Genomic DNA, 17940 nt, shown 5'->3' with positions numbered 1-17940 from the left:
ATTTTTGCCAATCGCCACCCGAGCCGCAGGCAGGTGGACTGCTTTGCGAATCGGATTACCAAGTTCGTGCTGGAATTGTGAACGCTTCGTCGCCGGAGCGTTCGCATGACGCGTCACAGAGCGTGCTCTTTCCTGTTCCCGCGTACCGATGATGAATTCGGTGGCGTTGTCGTCAGTCGCATCCAGTACAAAAGTTCTTGTTTTGACCGGATGTTTGACTTCGGAATCGTGCGCGGACGATTTAGATGCGAACGTGACAACGCAGCCAACGGCAATCAGCGGAGTGGCTCGGCGGCACATCGCGGGGCTCGCGAAATGAAAACCGGGCCGACAAGAATATTGTCGGGTAATTAGTTGGCTACTTCGCTTTCCATACTTTCACATCGTCGAAATGCGTTGCGTTTCCGTTGACGGTGAAGTGCAAGCTTTCTTTGGTCGCATGAGCCAGGCCCGGTGATTTCAGATAGCCGATCGGCTTGCCATCCAGGCTGACTCGCATTTGATCGTCTTTGATTTCGACCGTGGTGGTGTACCAGCGATTCTGTTGCAAATTGACTTTCGCGATCGACCCTCTGTCAGCGATTAACTTGTCGGCAGCTTCTTTTTGAGCAGGATCTCTGCGCATCTTGAAGATGTCGTTTCGCATGATGCCTTCTTTGTCATCTCCCAAGCGAATTTGGCGAGCGGCATAGGCGACGCGGCAGATGTGTCCGGCGTGAGAGCCCTTGAAGTTTTTGTCGTCTAGGACAAGGTTGAATCGCGGAGAACCAGCCAGTTTGAAACGGAAGCTGATCACAACGTCTTTCATCGGCAAGTAGACCCGGCCTACCGAACCGTGGTCCTCTTTGTCTTGCGTGGCCACCAAAACACCGTCTGTCACTCGAAAGCCGGGGATGATTACTTTCCACTGACCCAAATCGTCTCGCTGGAAATCGTCAGCAAATAGTTGCTCGCCTTTGATCGCGATCGACCTGGGAACGACTTCGTCGGCCAAGGCGATGGCGGGGATGAATACCGCAGAAAGAACGGCAATCAGTGTCGGTACGACTTTGAGATTCATAAATCGATTCGCATTCGTAGAGGGGGCCGAAAAGTCGGTTGGTCAGCCGGTGTGTCGCCTTGCCCTGTCAACTGGGCCGACAGTTTCGACGCTCTTTCGCTGTCTTGTATCTGCTTTCACAAATATTGAGACCCTGCTTTGCGTGAAATCACTGGCGGGGCTCCCGGTGGCAATTGTGGAGCTAAACGATCAACATCGCGTCGCCGTAGCTGTAGAACCGGTACTCCTCGGCCACGGCGGCTTTGTAGGCTGCCATGGCTAGCTCACGCGTTGCCAGAGCGCTGACCAAGACAAGCAGTGAACTACGCGGCAGATGAAAATTGGTCATCAATGCGTCGACCACGGCGAATTGGTGGGGCGGTTTGATGAAGATGTCGGTTTCACCCGTCCAGGGTTTTAGGTCGCCGGCATTGTTGGCGGCGGCACTTTCTAAGACTCGGACGCTGGTGGTGCCGACACAGACGCAGCGGCCTCCGTTTTGACGGCGCTCGTTGATCGTTTTGCACGTTGCCGCGTCGACTTGTCCCCATTCGGTGTGCATCTGATGTTCGCTAAGCGACTCCGTCGCAATCGGCCTAAACGTACCAATGCCGACGTGCAAAGTGACTTCGGCAGTAGCGGTTTCTTTGGCGCGGATTTCTTGCAGCAGTTTGTCTGTAAAGTGCAAGCCAGCGGTGGGCGCAGCGACGCTGCCACGCGGGTCGGCAAAAACGGTTTGGTAGTTTTCGACGTCGGCATCGACCATGTGGCCGTTGCGAATGTAGGGCGGGATCGGAATGCGTCCGAACCGTTCCAGCCAATCAGCGGCAGCTTGGAAGGAATCGGTGTCATCGAATTTCGATGGCATCGTTGGAGTCACAAGCAAGTGGCCATCATCGGTCCGGGCAACCACGATCAAGTGCATTCCTTCGACGCCATTGCGATCCTGGATCGTGATCGATTCGCCGGGCGTCAATGTGCCGCGTGTCTTGGTCAGGACTTCCCAAATGCCGGTGGATTCGTCGGCTTTTAGGAACAGGCCTTGCCAGCGACCTTTGGTTTTGGTGCGGTAGCCGATCAGTCGGGCGGGCACCACGGCAGAGTTGTTCATTACCAGAACGTCTGCCGGATCAAGCAATTCGGGCAAATCGCGAACATAGCGGTGGTCGATTGCTCCCGTGGAGCGATCAACAAGCATCAGCCGCGCATCGCTGCGAGTGGCCATTGGTTGTTGGGCGATCAGTTCGCGAGGCAGGTCGTAGTCGTAGAGTTCGATTTCGCTCATGCGGGTATGTCTTGAAGATTGCGTCGGTGGATTTTGTTAGCTGCTGGCACTAGCCACGGGCCCTACGCAGATGCGGGCTGGTTGGATAGCGACTGCGTCGAGGCAGCAGCGAGAAGCAGGGGGAGTGGAGAGAGAATGAAAGCGAACTCTGGATAGATGCCCGTGGCTAGCGGGAGCGGCTAACCAATAATTCGAGCGGCTAACGAATTAGGCGCTGGCTTCGGGCGGTGGAAGCTTCATGTGGTTGTAGGCTTTCACGGTTGCGATTCGGCCTCGACGTGTTCGCACGATTAGCTCGCTGCGTAACAAGAATGGTTCCACTTCGTCTTCCAGCGTATCACTGCTGACGTTCATCGTATGCGCGATGGCTTCCAGACCAGTTGGCCCGCCGACGAAGATGCGGATCAGCGTATCCAAGTAGCCGCGATCTTGTTTGTCCAAGCCCAATGGGTCGATGCCGATCATGTCCAATGCTGCGGTGGCTGTCTTGGCATTGACGGTGCCGTCGGCTTTGGCTTGCACGTAGTCACGCACCCAGAGCAGTCGGTTGTTGGCAAGTCGTGGCGTCCGTCGGCTGCGTCCCGCGATGACATTGGCGGCGGGGTCGTCGATCGGAACTTTCAGTTTGATGCTGTTGCGTCGAACGATTTCGCACAACTCCGCTTCGGTATACCAACCCAAGTGCTCACGGATTTGAAACCGATCTCTCAGAGGAGCGCTTAGCATTCCGGCGCGAGTCGTCGCGCCGATCAAAGTGAACGGGCGCAGTTCGTAGTTCAACGTTCGAGCGCTGACGCCGTCACCAAGCACGATGTCGATTCGGTAATCTTCCATCGCCGTGTACAAGTACTCTTCGACGGCTTTGGGGACGCGGTGGATTTCGTCGATGAACAGCACGTCGCCTTCGGCCAAATTGGTCAGGTACGGCAACAAGTCCTTGGGAGCTTTCAGTCCAGCACCGTTGGCCATGTGGACGTGCGAACCCATTTCCGTGGGGATCACGGTCGCGAACGTCGTCTTGCCAAGTCCCGGTGGGCCATCGAACAAGATGTGGCCGAGCGGTTCGCCACGACCTTGCGCAGCATCAATCGCGATTTTGAGCCGTTCGATGACATCGCGCTGGCCGACCATTTCGTCCATTCGACGCGGGCGCAAAGAACCATCTTGTTCTTGAGGCATCATCGCTTCGGTGGCGGTCTCGGGATCGGTTTGTTGGTAAACTGCTTCGCGTGCCATCCGTGGGCCACTCCGAATTTGATTGCGGCAGGTTCAAATGAGAAGCCTTTTAACTTAACGTGTTTTCCCCGCCAAGCGAACCGCAAAATAACGATTTGACGACTCTGCCAATGACCCAAGAACCCCGTTTTTCGCAGGCGATCGACTCGCCTACCGTCGCCGCAGAGGCTCACTGGCATGGTTTCACGCAGATGGCCAGCTACCAGCCGTTGGCGATCGAGCGTGCCGAAGGTTGCTGGTTGCACACGACCGATGGTCGCAAACTGTTCGATGGAGTTTCCAGTCTGTGGTGCAATGTGCACGGACACAATCACCCCGTGATCAACGAAGCCATCGTCGATCAACTTCATCGTGTCGCCCACGTTACTTCGCTGGGCATGTCGGCGGCGACAACAGATCGTCTGGCCGAACGGTTGGTCGACATCAGTCCCGGTGACTTGTCGCACGTGTTTTTCAGCTGCGATGGTTCGTCGGCGGTCGAAGCGGCACTGAAGATGGCGTTTCAGTATTGGCAGCAGTGCGATGACCCCCAGCCGCAAAAAAACAGTTTCTTAGCGCTCAGCCAAGCGTACCATGGTGACACGACCGGGGCCGTTTCGCTGGGAGGCATCAAGTACTTTCATCAGCTCTTTGCCCCGATCCTTTTTTCGCCCATTCGCGGTCCGCGTCCTTGCACCTATCGCCTGCCCGACACCATCGATGCTGAACAGGCTTGTGATTTCTACGCCGGCGAAATTGAAACGCTGCTGCAGGAGCACCACCAGTCGCTCGCCGCACTAGTAATGGAGCCGCTGGTGCAAGGTGCTGCTGGCATGATCACCCATCCCGTGGGGCTGTTGCAAAAGATTCGCCAGCTTTGCGATCAGTACAATGTGCTGCTGATCTGCGACGAAGTGGCAACGGGGTTTGGACGCACTGGCAAACTGTTTGCGTGCGAACACGAATCCGTCACGCCGGACATCCTGTGTCTGGGCAAAGGCCTCACCGGCGGATACTTGCCGATGGCGGCTACGTTGGCGCGGCCGCATCTATACGAAGCTTTCTTGGGCGAGTTGTCAGAGTTGAAGCAGTTTTTTCATGGGCACACGTTCGGCGGAAACCCGCTGGCAGCTGCGGCGGCTTTGGCGTCCATCGATTTGATTGAGCAAGATGGTTTGGTTGACGCAGCCGATGCTAAAGCGACACGTTTGCGAAGTCGCATCGCTGATCAGGTTGCCGACCATGCAAACGTAGGAAGTATTCGCGGACGCGGCCTGATGATCGGAATCGAATTGGTGGCCGATCGAGACACAAAACAGCCGTTCGATTCTGCCGATGCCATCGGTCACCAAGTTTGCCAAGCGGCGATTGATCGCGGTGTTTGGATCCGCCCGCTCAGTGATGTTGTCATCGTGATGCCGCCATTGGTCGCCAGCGATCAAGAGCTGGATGATTTGGCAGATGTGGTTGCCCAATCGATCGAAGCGGTTTTGGGCAAGCCGTCGGTCGCATCGAAGACTTGATTTTCGCAGCGTACGCAATCGCGCATCGAGCCGCCTACTGCACGCGTGCTGGTTGCAAGTTTGATTGAGTTTCAGCGGGCCGACGCCACACCGTCTGGCCAATTCACTGCTCCTGGCTTAAAAAATGCGAGCCAATTCCTTCCTTGATTTCCGTAATGTCTATGTCGCAATCTGCCTTTGAAACGACTGATGCTCTGGTGGGAGTCATCATGGGTTCGCGTAGTGATTGGGAAACGATGCAAGCGGCTTGCGAGATACTGCAGGCGTTGGACATTCCGTTCGAAAAACACGTCGTGTCCGCACACCGGACGCCGCAGCGGATGGTCGATTACGCAGGATCAGCGGCCGGCCGTGGCTTGAAAGTAGTGATTGCCGGTGCCGGCGGCGCGGCTCATTTGCCGGGCATGGTCGCGTCGGAGACCAACCTGCCTGTGATCGGCGTGCCTGTTCAGAGCCGAGCACTGCAGGGGTTGGATTCTCTGTTGTCGATCGCCCAGATGCCCGGTGGTATCCCGGTGGCGACCATGTCAATTGGCAAATCAGGCGCCAAAAACGCGGGCATCTTCGCTGCACGGATCCTGTCGCTTGCCGATGATCAACTTGCCCAGCGGCTTGATGCGTTTGTCCAGAAGCAAACGCAAGATGTGCTTGATTCCGCCGACTTGGAATAAAACGCAAACGCGGCGCCATCGCCTCTCCAACTAACGAATCAACTCAACATGTCTAATCCGAAAGTTTCAGCCGATCACGTCATTCTCCCGCCCGCAACGATCGGAATGGTCGGTGGCGGACAGCTAGGACGGATGTTCGCAATCGCGGCCGCTTCGATGGGGTACGAAGTCGTGGTGTTCTGTGCGGCCGAAAATGAACCTGCTGCACAGGTGGCACATCGCTGCGTCTTTGGTCGTTTGGATAACGCGGACGCTGTGACGCGATTCGCAAAACAATGCGACGTTATCACACTTGAGTTCGAGAATCTTTCGGCGGAGATGATTGCCAAGTGCAGCGAGTTTGCACCGACTTACCCCAGTGCCAACGTCTTGGCGACGGCGCAAGATCGGTTGATCGAAAAAACTACGCTTCGCGACGCTTCCGTCCCCGTCACTCCGTTTGCAGAAGTCAGTGATGCGGATTCGCTGATCGCCGCTTCGCAAACCCTGGGCTGGCCGGTGATCGTCAAAACGGCTCGCAGTGGTTACGACGGCAAAGGACAGCAGCGTGTATCGACGCAGTCCGATGCCGCGTCGGTGCCTTGGGAATCGGCTGATTCTTGGATCGTCGAAAAGTGCATCGAATTTGACCGCGAAGTGTCCGTCGTGGTGGCTCGTACGGTGGACGGACGGACGAAGTGTTTTCCGGTCTTCGAAAACGATCACTGCAATCACATTTTAGATGTCACCACTGTTCCCGCTAACGTGTCACCGGAGTTGGAAAAGCGAGCGTTGGAAGTGGCCGTGTCGGTCGCCCAAACCTTGGACGTCGTGGGGCTGATATGTGTCGAAATGTTTGTGCTGGATGACGGTGTTTTGATGGTCAATGAAGTCGCTCCCCGGCCTCATAATTCGGGGCATCTGTCCATCGAAGCGATGGAGGTCAGTCAGTTTCAACAACAAGTGCGTGCGGTTTGCGGTTTGAATCTGGGCAGCACGGATTTGATTGGTGGTGGCGCTGCGATGGCAAATCTGCTGGGCGACTTGTGGGGCGACGACGGTGTGTCGCCCGATTGGAATGCCGCGTTGTCGGTCCCCGGTGTGCATTTGCACTTGTATGGCAAGCAAACGGCAAAGAAAGGTCGCAAGATGGGACACCTGACAGCCACCGCTGACACAGTGGGCGAAGCCAAACGCCGCGTCGAAATGGCACGCAATGCTCTGGCGAAAAGTTAGACGCTTGGAGCCGTGTGAGCTTGGATTCAAGTGATGCGGGACTACGCCAGGGCTGGCTGCTCGGCTATATTCATCGGCGGCTTTGCGGCGGCGTTTGGGATGGATGCATTTTTTGTGCGAACTAACGTGCAGTGAAGCTGTCTTTTTAGCCAGTAGAGCAAGACAAGCTAGCCAGTTCCCATTCGAGTCCGTGATGAATTCAAAAAGTTGGCGTTACACAGCCGAGGATCTTCCGCAGTTAAGTCCCTTTGGCAGCGTCTTGGCGGACAGAATCGCGATCTCTCGTTTTGAAGATGGCGGCTGGAAATCGGGTGGATTGATTCCGATGAATGATTTTCGGCTCCACCCCGGCGCGCACTGTTTGCATTATGGCAGTTCCTGTTTTGAAGGTCTCAAGGCGTACCGTTGGGACGACGATTCGATCGCGTTGTTTCGTCCGGACCGGCACATCCAACGTATGCAACAAAGTGCGGCCGTGCTGCGGCTTCCCATCCCCGATCGCGACGAATTGATGGAGATGTTGGTCGCGACAGTCATGGACGCGATGGCCGACATTCCGCCCGCACCAGGCACGCTGTATCTGCGTCCAATTTTGCTTGGGACAGACACCAACATCGGCGCAGCAGCCAGGCCAAGCGAGTCCGCTGTTCTGTACGTAATGGCATCGCCCGTCGGTGACTATTTTGCAGCAGGAGATCGTGCGCTGCGATTGTTGATTCAGGAATCGGCTCGCACGACCAGCCAATTCGGCAAAGTCAAAACGGGAGCCAACTACGCGTCGGCGCTAGGGATCACGCTGGACGCCCGCGACAAATGGGGGACGGACCAGATATTGTTTTGCCCTGATTCGGATGTGCAGGAAACCGGCGCGTCGAACTTTGTGCTGATCGACGATAAAACGATCATCACCAAACCGCTTTGCGACAGTTTTTTGCACGGCGTTACACGAGACTCTGTGCTGCAGATCGGACGAGATCTTGGTTACGAGATCCAAGAAAAAGATTTCTGCGTCGATGATCTATTGAAATGGACGCAGCACGGCGAAGCAGCGTTGTCGGGGACCGCCGCCGTATTGGCCGGCGTTGGCACGATGATCCATAACGAAAAAGAATACACGTTGTCCGGCGGCGAAACCGGCCCCAATACGCAGCGACTGCGTAAGGCACTGGTTAGCGTTCAGCGAGGCACCGAGGCGAACGGCCACGGTTGGATCAAGAAACTGACCTAGCGCTCAGAGCGTCCTAACCACGACATCATCAAATTCATTCAGATCGTCGAACGAACCAATTCCAATTCGGCCTTTGTTGAAGGTTTTGTCTGTGACCAGCATGTGTGGTTTCTGCATGTCGTCAAAGTAGACGCGAATCTCGCCGGAATCGACATCGCGGCTGACTTTGACGTCATGCCATTCGTCGTCCCAAGGTGTTAGCCGCTCGTTCGTGGTCATGGCTTTCCGCGGAGCTTCGTTGACGATCATGATCTGCCCGCTGTGCGGATCCGGCTTGGCGCCCAAGTGCACATAGTAAAAGTGCTGGTCGTCGATGTAGTTAAAAAACACGCAACAGTCACGGTGGTTGCCCGTGTCTTTGGTGCTCCGAACGCGAAATGTAATTTCAAAACTGCTCGCGGCAATATCTTTGATCAAGGCGACGTGGCCCGGGCTACGAACCGGCGGTTTGTACTTGCTGGATCGCTCGGTAATCTCAATCGTTTTGTTGCCGTCGCGTTCGGCTAGTTTCCAAGTCATCGGGTCAAGCATTTCCCAACGGTCCGTGCCGTTTTCAAAATCATCTTGGAAAATCGCTTTGCCGGGTTGATCGGCTACCAAAGGCATCGCCGACGCGAGCACGAAAACAGTGGCGAGTGGCAATAGAGTGGAACGTTGCATTTGGGATTGATTGTGGTTGGGGTGGTGAGTGTTTTCTGCAGACTCGAGCCAAATTATAGCCGCTTGCGAGTCCATTGGTGCCGTAAGCATCGTCAGCCGCTGGCGCTAGCCACGGGCCTTTTTGCGGCATTGCGAATGTCTGCAATGAATTTGGATCTAACAAGTTCGGCGTTAGTGCTTTCCGGTCGAGCAATGCGTGGGGATTGGATAAATGCCCGTGGCTAGCGCCAGCGGCTGATGTGCGATGGCGAACGAGAGACTGCGGCTCTTTATGATTGCGTTTCGGTTGCTTTGCGGCCGTGCAGAAACGTTTGTTTGATCCAGCGGTCGTCCCATGCGAACATCAGCATGGCCAGCGGATCAACATCGCCGCTCGTCCAGGGAATGTCAGGGGCAATGACAACAAGGTCCGCCGGCCTGCCCACGGCCAGACGCCCCGAATCCGACCAGCCCATCGCATCCGCATTTCCAGCCGTGATTTGATGCCAAGCCTGAGCGGCAGATGGGAACACGTTACCTCGAGAGGATGCCGTTTCGATCATGGCTCGGCCCACGCGGACCATGCTGCGTTCGTAGCCCGCACCGATATCGCTTCCCAACGCGATCCTGACGCCATCATCAACTAAAGATCTGCGATCCATCGCTCCCGATCGTAAAAACGAATTTGCGGTCGGGCAGTGGGCCACCACCGAACCGCTGTCACGGAGATTGATGCGATCCTGTGGGCTTAGGTGAATCCCGTGACCAAGCACCGTTCTTTCGGTCAGTAAGTAGGATTGCTGGTAGACGTTGACATAGTCGACCCCATCGAACAGATCGTTGACCAGCTCGCATTCGGCTTTGGTTTCGGCAATATGGGTTTGGATCATCGCTCTGGTTTGGGAAGCCAGTGTGCCCGCTGCCGACAGTAAGTCGCTGGAACACGACACGGCAAAACGAGGTGTGATTGCTGCGGCCATTCGCCCGTGCGGCGGATAGGCTTGGATCGTCGCGGCTGCTTCGTCGATCAACTGCTTGCTTTCACGACACAGGTTTTCGGGGGCATTGCGATTCATCAGCACTTGGCCAATGACGCCTCGCATACCGAACATGGTTGCTTCATCCAACGCCGCCAGTGTGCTCGGGTGATGGACCGTCGCGTAGGCGCAGATGCCGGTAGTGCCAACGTTTGCGCATTGCTGTAGAGCTTGACGGGTCATCGATCGTGCGAAATCCACGTTTGACCATTTCTGCTCGGCTGGAAAAGTGACATCGCTCAGCCATTGCAGCAGTGGCATGCCATGAGCGCCGATCATGTCGAATTGTGGCAAATGCAAATGCGTGTCAATGAAGCCGGGAGCAATGAGTGCATTTGGTCCGCCAAAATCCAGTGACGACGGGATTTCACCTTCCACGACCTCGGTAATCTGCTGGCCTTCGATGCGAACAAAACCCGGGGCGATGCGTGCACGGTCGCCATCGTCGTTGAGGAGAAGTTGTCCGCCAAGGATTTGCATCAAAGTGTCTCGCATTGCGTCGGGGGGCGTATCGGTATACTTGGGATGACCAGCAAGGAAAGGACTGAAGAAGTGCAATTGATTGCCAACCAAATCGACATTGTTAGCCGAAGAATTTCTCCCGCACGGATCAGTGTATCCGACGGACGCATCAAATCGATTGAAACGCTCGGAAAGACGGTCGACGAAAAGCTGCCGTATGTCTTGCCCGGTTTCATCGACGCTCACATTCACATCGAAAGTTCGATGCTGGTGCCAAGCGAATTCGCACGGTTGGCGACTCGGCATGGCACCGTGGCAGTGGTCACCGACCCGCACGAGATTGCCAATGTAATGGGAGTCCAGGGCATCGATTTTATGATCGACAATGCCAACCAAGTTCCGTTGAAATGTTACTTCGGGGCACCAAGTTGTGTTCCAGCGACGTGTTTTGAAACGGCCGGGGCGGAGATCGATGTAGAATCCATCAGCCAGTTGCTCGCTCGTGACGACATTCACTATTTAGCCGAAATGATGAACTTTCCCGGTGTTCTTTCGGGCGATCCACAAGTCATGGCCAAAATCGCTGCGGCCAAAGCGGCTGGAAAGCCGGTCGATGGTCATGCTCCTGGACTGACTGGTGAAGCGGCCGACGCGTACATCGCCGCGGGGATCTCGACCGACCATGAATGCACGACGCTGAATGAGGCTACGTATAAACTTGATCAAGGCATGAAGATCTTGATTCGCGAGGGGAGTGCGGCGAAGAACTTCGATGCCCTCCATCCATTGATCCGGCAGTCACCCAGCCAAGTCATGTTCTGCTCCGACGACAAGCATCCTAACGACTTAGCCGTCGGGCACATCAACCAGATCGTCGCGCGATCCATTGCGTTGGGATACGACTTGTTCGACGTACTGCAAATCGCTTGCCTAAATCCGATCCAGCATTATCAACTGGACGTAGGGCAACTTCGTGAAGGCGATGTGGCCGATTTTGTCGTTGTCGATGATCTGCACAATTGGAGCGTGCGATCGACCGTCATCAACGGAACCGCTGTCGCTCAAGATGGCCAGGCATTGATCGCTTCGGTGCCAGTTGAGCCAATCAATCGTTTCAATTGCAAGCGACAAACGGCGATCAGTTTTCGTTCAATTGCTGCCGTCGGTGAAATGGATAGCGCGCAGGAGCATCGCAGTACGATGGTCGATGTCATTCGTGCGATCGACGGTTCATTGGTGACCGAGCGAGTGAGCGTGCCGCTGCGAATCGTCGGCGACGAAATCGTAGCTGACCACGAACGGGACGTGTTGAAACTGACGGTGGTCAATCGTTACCAGGCATCCCGTCCAGCGGTGGCTTGGATTCACGGATTCGGTATGAAGCAAGGGGCGATCGCTTCATGCGTCGCTCACGATTCGCACAACATTGTAGCGGTAGGAGTCGATGACGAAAGTTTGACTGCAGCGGTGAACAAAATCATCGACCAACAAGGCGGGATCTCGGCGGTCGCAGTCGACCAATTTGCAGCGCTCCCGCTATCCGTCGCAGGTATCATCAGCTCGCAAGATGCATTCACGGTCGCAGAGGAGTACGACAGCATCGATCGCTTCGCAAAAGAAGTCTGCGGTAGCGTGCTGACATCACCATTCATGACATTGTCGTTCATGTCGCTGTTGGTAATCCCCTCTCTGAAGCTAAGCGACAGGGGACTGTTTGACGGTGATTATTTTAATTTTGTGTGAGTCTTTTGGTTAGCAGCGACTTGAGCTCTAGTGACCTCGCTCCCATCGAAAAGACGCACCGCTAAGTGTTGATTGCCAAGCGTGGAATGGAGAAGCCTCTTAGAGCCATAAGAACCAGGGAGAAATCGCAAGTTTGATTGTTTCTGTTTTAGTCAATTCGATCGATCGGCTCTGTAGGATGGCAGGCACGCCCCGCCATGGAATTTCTTTTCATTAAGTTACGATTGACATATAGGTCGATCGAAGTAACCTGAACATCCGACGTACGTGTACATACGCATTTAGGTACTAAAGATGTTTCGCAGTCTCGTAACCGTTTCCCTGATCTTTACTTTGTGTTTCAGCGCACAAGCTGCCGTCGTCTTGGATTTTGACGCGGACACTGAGGGTTTTGTTTTGAATAGTGGAAGCTCTGTCACTCAAGATGCTTTTAACGGTGGCAGTCTTAGAATAACGACTGACGGCGGTGACGACGCAGCGGCAGCGCAGCTGAATTTTGCAGCTGCTTCAGCGATTGGAATGGAATTGGCCCAAGCTCAATCTAGTGGCGGCACGATTTCTTTCGACGTCTTTGTAGTTGCCGACGATCAGGTCGGAGGTCCAGGGTTTTACCAGTCCGCTGCAATCCTTCAGTCGGATTCGAACGGAGCAGCCGAGCCAGGAACGTTTTCGAGAGAGAACGAATTTTTGAGTGTTCCGAGCGCTGGTTCTCAGTCGTTTGAAACGATCACCTATCAAATTGTTAATGCGGCCAACGGAAGTCCAGAGGCGAACAATTCTGATGGCAACTTGCACTACCAAGGAACCGCCAGTGGTGGGAAGATCTTCCTTGGAATCAACAACAGTTCTGGTTATTCAAGTGCTACGATTTACGTTGACAATTTTACGATTACTGCGGTGCCGGAGCCTTCTTCCTTTGCTCTGCTCGGTTTTGCTGGACTTGGTTTCGTCGTGCGTCGTCGCCGAAAGTAATTGACTAGAGCAAACGGTTTGACGTTCGTTCATATACCTAGAAGGCATCACTGCATACGCGGTGGTGCCTTTTTGCTTTGACAGCGATCCAGTGATCGGTCTCCCATCCAGGCGTTGTCTCAATCTTCTTCGCCTCTCCCAATCAAGCGATCATGGCTCTTAGAAAACTCGCAGTGCTGTCCCTTGCGGCTTTGTCGTTCGTTGTACTGAAACCGTCAGTCAACTGCGCGCAAGATGCCAATGAAACCGCGGCCGTCTCTGTCACTCCGTCCGGTACGGCTCTTAATGAATCCGGTGCTGACGCACCTGCTTGGGTTCCACCCGGGAAGTGGCGGCTTTCGTGGGCGGATGAATTCGCGGGCAAAGGAGTGCCAGAAAAATGGTATCCGATGCTTGGTTATGATCCCGAAGCATTTAAGGCGAATGAAGCCAAGGGGCTCCGCTGGTCGGGCCCGACCGAAGAGTCCGCTTGGATGTACAGCACCAAGTCAGGCAATCATGTGCTCAACGGAGCGGGCCAGCTTGTCATGCGAATTGTTTGTGACAAGACGAAGGAGAACGAGCACGGGCCTCGCGTGAACGCGGCGTACTTGTTGTCCGGCTATCCGGAGAAATGGGACAGCACGGAACCCAACAACGCCAAGTGGGCTGGAAAGTTCGTTAGTCCGACAGACGGACCGATCTACATCAGCGCGAGCGTTCGTAGCGACCAAGTGGTTGGCTATTCGACCTGGTTCGCATTTTGGTTGTTCACCGAGACACGCGCCTACAACGACGATCCCGCCAACGGGTCGGAAGTTGATATCGTCGAGATTGTTAAAGGCAAACCGGACTACATGAGCCACTGTTTTAACGTTGCCAATCACTGGGGCAAGAAAGACGCTTCGAAATCCGAACAATTTAATGCAGCTTCGCGTCCACGCCCGCAAGAGTACGTCGACGTTAACGACGACAAGTATCACGTCTACGGTTTGGAATGGTCGACTGATTCCATGAAGTGTTACGTCGATGGAAAACTGTACTACACGTTTACTGACAACATCCCGACCGACCCAGTCGACATGATGATGCTGCTGACGTTGGAGTTTAAACCCAATTCGTGGGATCCCAACCAAGGTGACGGTCGCACAGAAGGACCGTTTGTATCGGACACCAAAGAGACGCGTGAAATGTCACGAGCGATGGTCGACTACGTCCGCGTCTATCAAAAACAGAATTAAGAACGCGAAGCGACATGGCGAGCCGCGGGCCGTGAGGCCCGCGGGATTGTTATAGCAGCGCTGGTAAGCAACGCTGGGTGAGCGAAGCACCCTGCCGCTTTCGCGTTGCGGATCACCCTTGACACCGGACTACGGCGTTCTGGTGTCGATGATGTATTTCATCAGGTCGTTAAACTCTTTGCGACTCTTGAGCTGTCGCACCAAGTTAGCTGGCATCAGCGAGACTTTTGAATCGAGGATTTCTTCGATGTCGTCTTGCTTGATTTTGATGGGCTTGGGTTCGGCTAGATTTCTTAGCACGATCTCGTCATCGTTTTCGGAAATGCGAACGCCGGTTTGAACTTTGCCATTCACGTCCAGGACGCTGACTTGCGCGTAGTCCTTGTCGATCAGATCCGACGGACGCAAAACTGAATCGACCAGCTGTGCTGCAGTAAGCTTGGTTTTCATCTTGGCCAGATTGGGACCCAAACGCTCGACGCCTTTGGGAGGATCGTGGCAGGCGAAACACGCCGCTGCCGACTGGTAAAAGACCTGTTTCCCTCGTTTGGCGTTGCCTTTTGCCATGGCGATCTTGGCCAATTCGCTTGATGAAACGGCCAGCAGTTCAGACTCCAGGGCATCGTTGGAGAATTCTTCCACCGCTGGCGTATCACTTAACAGAGAAGCCTCCAGTGGATGCTCAGCCAGCAGTTCTTCTGGTTTCCAAAACGTCGTTCGCTCAATCGTTTGCTCACGCACTGCTTTGACCGTTTTGGGGCTGATCGGCGAGGCCTTGTTGCCCCATGTGTTCCGTACAAACGTCAGCACGGCTGCCAATTCTTCGTCGTTGAGCAACGAACGGAAAGCGGTCATCGGAGGCACGCCGCGTGACGGGTCGTACGTTTTTCCATTGACCGTCATCTTGCCCCAAACACCATGCAGGGCCATTTTGATCAAACGCTCTTCGCTGCCGGTGACCCAAGGGCTGTCGGCCAACGGGGGATAGACATTCACACTGCCTTTGCCGTTGGGGAGGTGGCACGTGGAGCAATGTGATTCGCGCTGGTAGACCTGAGCTCCCAGTCGATACGCCTTCTTTTGGGCACGTCCCAAATGCCGAGGCGGATTGAATTTTACGAACTCTTTTTCGGCAGCAGCAGCGAAACCGCTGGCTCCTTTCGTGTCGACATTATCCCAGAAGTGTCTCACCGTTTGGGCAGCAACTGAGGCGTGATCGACATTGCAGTTGATCAGAGAATTGAGCAGTTCGTCGTTTCGCTCACCGTGTTGTTGGTGAACCCAGAGGGCTTCGAGAAGATGGTGAGCTTCGGTTTCGTCATTGGCGTCGAAATCCTTCATCCACTTCTGCGTTGCTGCGACGACTTCATCGGAATCTCGCGAACTCAGTTCGACACGTGTGCGATGGCGAACACCGTCGACCTTGTGTTTCAGATTGTCCAGCAAAGCAGGGATGCTCTGGCCATGAATTTTGACCGGCGCTTGGAGCGGACGGTCTTTGGCTGTCAGTCGGAAAATACGGCCGTGCTTGTGATCGCGGTTGGGGTCGCGAATGTTGTGCTGCATGTGGCCGATGATGGCGTTGTGCCAATCGGAGACGTACAGCGCGCCGTCTTCACCGATCACGGCATCGGTCGGACGGAAATTGCGATCCATGCTATTGAGTAGTTCCAACGCGGGCGTTCCCCAAACTTGTCCTAGTTTGCGAGTTTTGCCGTCACCATCGCGGTCAAGCGAATACTGCTTGACGCCCAAAAAGCCGATGGTGTTGCAGATCAAAAAGTCGTCCTGCAGTTCGTCGGGAAAGTGTTCGGACGACAAGATTGCGTTGGCGGCGACCGGACGAAATTCTTTCGTCAGCAACATGTGCATTTTAAATCCCTTTCCCTCGGGACGCACCTGATACGAATGACCGCCCGTGCCATTGTTGGCGTAGCAATATCCCCAGCGGTCAAAGCTGGTGCCGTGAGGGTTGGGGCTGTTGGCAGCGTGGGGTGTGATCGCAAACGTGCGCGGATCAAACCGGTACATTCCCGAGTCGCCGATGGTTAAGTTGGATTTCCACGGAGTTTCGTGATTGTGAACCAGGAAGATTCCGCTTTGCCAGTAGATGCCACCATCGGGGCCCATGACCAAGTTGTTGGCGGCGTGGTGCGTGTCCGCGGTGCCCAAACCTTGCAAGATTGGATACCGCACGTCCGCTTTGTCGTCGCCGTCGGTGTCCTTCAAAAACAGCAGATCTGGCCCTGAAGTGACGATGACGCCGCCGCCCCAAAATTCAAATCCTAGCGGGTTGTGAACATGGGCGAAAATTTTGCGAGTGTCTGCTTTTCCGTCTTTGTCAGTGTCTTCAAAGATGATCAGACTGTCGTTCATGTCTTTGCCAGGTTCCCATTTGGGATAGGTGTTCCAGCTGGCAGCCCAAAGCCGGCCTTTGGCGTCGACTTGCATCTGAACGGGATTGGCTAAATCGGGGAACTGAACTTCTGACGCAAACAGATTCAGCTCGTAGCCCTCTGGCACGCGAATCTTGGCAAGCGATTCTTCGGGGCTCAGATATTCAACGCTCCCTTCTTTTTCCGCATTGGAGCTTTTGCTGCCTCCGCCTACGTTGGAGATCACTTCGATGGGCGGCGGCACGTTGCTGTCGTTGACGCGATACTTTTTGCCTTGCGCGGCCGCCCAGATGGCTTTGTCTCGATTGGCCGTCATTACGTCCAGCATGACCAGTTCGTGTTTAAGCACTTCGGCGTTGCTCTGGCCATCGACAAAGGTCAGCGTTGATCGGCTGCCCCAGATGTCGTTGCCGTCGGTCGCGTGATACCGATTGTGCCAATGCCAGTTTTTGTCTTTGACGGTGGCATACAGATCATCCAGTTGATCAACGGTTGTCGGTTTCTTTCCGAGCAACGATTGCGAAATGATCCCGGCGAGTTTTTGATAGCCGTCTTCGTTTAGGTGGATGCCATTGATGGTCAGCGGCTGGCTGCTTGATTGGAATAAGGCGAGTGTCGGCGAGAAGAGATCGACAAAGTCAGCGCCGGTTTCTTCGGCTGCTTTGCGAGTCGCTTCGGTAAACGTCGACAAGTTAGCATTCAGTTCGGTGCCGTCCGGCAGATTTCGGTCGCCTAAGTTTTGGTAGGCGATAGGGCTGAACAAAACGAATCGAACTTCCTTTTCTTTCTCTTGTCGGAGTGCCGTGTATCGCTGAACCAGTTTGGTCAGTTCGGCTTGGTAGGCGTCCGCACCGCCGGGACCGGCAAACGATTCGTTGTAGCCATAAAACGTGAACACGACGTCGGGGCCGACGTGTTGGAGGTATTCGGCGTCGTTGGTGAACCCTTTGTTGCGCGGCCGTTTGTTGACCATGTCTCCCGAGAAACTCATGTTTCGGAAGCTCACGTTCATGCCTTTGAGCTGGCTTTGCAGCACGGTTTCGACCCACGGATCATGCTGCATGCGATCGGCAAGGCCATTGCCGTAAATCGCTACGACATCATTGGTCTTGAATTCAAACGGATCGGCAGCGCAGGAAGACTTGAGCGTGAAAGAGGCTGCCAAACAAACGAGCATCACCAGTGCGGTGACATTCGAGATCGGCAGAACAGAACAACGACGAATCATATTCAGTGCATTTCATTTTGCGACAATGAAGAATCGGTCAGCGAACGGGGCGGTTCCGATTGATAAG

General features: G+C 54.8%; 13 protein-coding genes. 7 read left to right on the top strand and 6 right to left on the bottom strand.

Features of this window, described 5'->3' with window-relative positions; translation table 11 throughout:
* Nucleotides 1–358: 358 nt before the first annotated feature.
* The 3 genes from K239x_RS17555 to ruvB form a co-directional block, all read right to left on the bottom strand.
* Entirely contained in the window at nucleotides 359–1060 is a 702-nt protein-coding gene (locus tag K239x_RS17555; RefSeq protein WP_145419523.1) for a hypothetical protein, read from the bottom strand.
* 181 nt (nucleotides 1061–1241) lie between these two features.
* A complete protein-coding gene (queA, locus tag K239x_RS17550; protein ID WP_145419522.1) occupies nucleotides 1242–2324 on the bottom strand; it encodes a tRNA preQ1(34) S-adenosylmethionine ribosyltransferase-isomerase QueA in 1083 nt (360 codons plus the stop codon).
* Nucleotides 2325–2531: 207 nt separating this feature from the next.
* The gene (gene ruvB, locus K239x_RS17545; protein WP_419190097.1) at nucleotides 2532–3506 is read right to left on the bottom strand and encodes a Holliday junction branch migration DNA helicase RuvB; all 975 of its coding nucleotides are present in this window, start codon (nucleotides 3504–3506) and stop codon (nucleotides 2532–2534) included.
* A gap of 164 nt (nucleotides 3507–3670) precedes the next feature.
* Between ruvB and bioA the strand changes: the two genes are divergently transcribed.
* The 4 genes from bioA (at nucleotide 3671) to ilvE (ending at nucleotide 8176) form a co-directional block, all read left to right on the top strand.
* The gene (gene bioA / locus K239x_RS17540) at nucleotides 3671–5062 is read left to right on the top strand and encodes an adenosylmethionine--8-amino-7-oxononanoate transaminase (protein WP_145419520.1); all 1392 of its coding nucleotides are present in this window, start codon (nucleotides 3671–3673) and stop codon (nucleotides 5060–5062) included.
* A gap of 155 nt (nucleotides 5063–5217) precedes the next feature.
* Nucleotides 5218–5733: a 5-(carboxyamino)imidazole ribonucleotide mutase gene (purE, locus tag K239x_RS17535; protein WP_419189096.1), complete on the top strand. Its 516-nt coding sequence runs from the start codon at nucleotides 5218–5220 to the stop codon at nucleotides 5731–5733.
* A 48-nt stretch (nucleotides 5734–5781) separates the two neighbouring features.
* On the top strand, nucleotides 5782–6948 hold the full coding sequence (locus K239x_RS17530) for a 5-(carboxyamino)imidazole ribonucleotide synthase (protein WP_145419519.1): 1167 nt from the start codon (nucleotides 5782–5784) through the stop codon (nucleotides 6946–6948).
* A 193-nt stretch (nucleotides 6949–7141) separates the two neighbouring features.
* A complete protein-coding gene (ilvE, locus tag K239x_RS17525; RefSeq protein ID WP_145419518.1) occupies nucleotides 7142–8176 on the top strand; it encodes a branched-chain-amino-acid transaminase in 1035 nt (344 codons plus the stop codon).
* Nucleotides 8177–8179: 3 nt separating this feature from the next.
* Here ilvE and K239x_RS17520 read toward each other — a convergent pair whose 3' ends face one another.
* Both K239x_RS17520 and K239x_RS17515 read right to left on the bottom strand, forming a co-directional pair.
* Nucleotides 8180–8782 carry a LamG domain-containing protein gene (locus tag K239x_RS17520; protein ID WP_145422419.1) on the bottom strand — a complete coding sequence of 201 codons (603 nt, stop codon included), beginning with the start codon at nucleotides 8780–8782 and terminating at the stop codon, nucleotides 8180–8182.
* Nucleotides 8783–9105: 323 nt separating this feature from the next.
* Nucleotides 9106–10332 carry an amidohydrolase family protein gene (locus tag K239x_RS17515; RefSeq protein ID WP_419189095.1) on the bottom strand — a complete coding sequence of 409 codons (1227 nt, stop codon included), beginning with the start codon at nucleotides 10330–10332 and terminating at the stop codon, nucleotides 9106–9108.
* A gap of 72 nt (nucleotides 10333–10404) precedes the next feature.
* On the opposite strand from K239x_RS17515, the gene ade reads away from it, so the two are divergent.
* From ade to K239x_RS17500, 3 genes are all read left to right on the top strand, one after another.
* Entirely contained in the window at nucleotides 10405–12057 is a 1653-nt protein-coding gene (gene ade / locus K239x_RS17510; RefSeq protein WP_419189094.1) for an adenine deaminase, read from the top strand.
* 294 nt (nucleotides 12058–12351) lie between these two features.
* Nucleotides 12352–13029 carry a PEP-CTERM sorting domain-containing protein gene (locus K239x_RS17505; protein WP_145419515.1) on the top strand — a complete coding sequence of 226 codons (678 nt, stop codon included), beginning with the start codon at nucleotides 12352–12354 and terminating at the stop codon, nucleotides 13027–13029.
* A gap of 152 nt (nucleotides 13030–13181) precedes the next feature.
* Nucleotides 13182–14249 (top strand): glycoside hydrolase family 16 protein, encoded by a 1068-nt coding sequence (locus K239x_RS17500; protein WP_145419514.1) that lies wholly within the window; start codon nucleotides 13182–13184, stop codon nucleotides 14247–14249.
* A gap of 129 nt (nucleotides 14250–14378) precedes the next feature.
* Here the strand turns inward: K239x_RS17500 and K239x_RS17495 are convergent, their stop codons facing one another.
* Nucleotides 14379–17822 (bottom strand): PVC-type heme-binding CxxCH protein, encoded by a 3444-nt coding sequence (locus K239x_RS17495; RefSeq protein ID WP_145422418.1) that lies wholly within the window; start codon nucleotides 17820–17822, stop codon nucleotides 14379–14381.
* Between the last annotated feature and the right edge of the window lie 118 nt (nucleotides 17823–17940).

Origin of the sequence: Stieleria marina, assembly GCA_007741555.1 — a bacterium.
In the GTDB taxonomy this organism is placed as follows: Bacteria; Planctomycetota; Planctomycetia; order Pirellulales; family Pirellulaceae; genus K23-9.
The sequence above is the reverse complement of the archived record's forward strand: the minus strand, read 5'-3'. Positions and strand labels throughout refer to the sequence as shown.

Excerpts from the sequence above, each read along its gene's own strand:
- K239x_RS17515 (WP_419189095.1), bottom strand. The coding sequence starts at position 10,332 with ATGCAAATCCTTGGCGGACAACTTCTCCTCAACGACGATGGCGACCGT.
- K239x_RS17555 (WP_145419523.1), bottom strand. The coding sequence starts at position 1,060 with ATGAATCTCAAAGTCGTACCGACACTGATTGCCGTTCTTTCTGCGGTA.
- bioA (WP_145419520.1), top strand. The coding sequence starts at position 3,671 with ATGACCCAAGAACCCCGTTTTTCGCAGGCGATCGACTCGCCTACCGTC.
- K239x_RS17500 (WP_145419514.1), top strand. The coding sequence starts at position 13,182 with ATGGCTCTTAGAAAACTCGCAGTGCTGTCCCTTGCGGCTTTGTCGTTC.
- purE (WP_419189096.1), top strand. The coding sequence starts at position 5,218 with ATGTCTATGTCGCAATCTGCCTTTGAAACGACTGATGCTCTGGTGGGA.
- ruvB (WP_419190097.1), bottom strand. The coding sequence starts at position 3,506 with ATGATGCCTCAAGAACAAGATGGTTCTTTGCGCCCGCGTCGAATGGAC.
- queA (WP_145419522.1), bottom strand. The coding sequence starts at position 2,324 with ATGAGCGAAATCGAACTCTACGACTACGACCTGCCTCGCGAACTGATC.
- K239x_RS17520 (WP_145422419.1), bottom strand. The coding sequence starts at position 8,782 with ATGCCTTTGGTAGCCGATCAACCCGGCAAAGCGATTTTCCAAGATGAT.
- K239x_RS17530 (WP_145419519.1), top strand. The coding sequence starts at position 5,782 with ATGTCTAATCCGAAAGTTTCAGCCGATCACGTCATTCTCCCGCCCGCA.
- K239x_RS17495 (WP_145422418.1), bottom strand. The coding sequence starts at position 17,822 with ATGCTCGTTTGTTTGGCAGCCTCTTTCACGCTCAAGTCTTCCTGCGCT.
- ilvE (WP_145419518.1), top strand. The coding sequence starts at position 7,142 with ATGAATTCAAAAAGTTGGCGTTACACAGCCGAGGATCTTCCGCAGTTA.
- K239x_RS17505 (WP_145419515.1), top strand. The coding sequence starts at position 12,352 with ATGTTTCGCAGTCTCGTAACCGTTTCCCTGATCTTTACTTTGTGTTTC.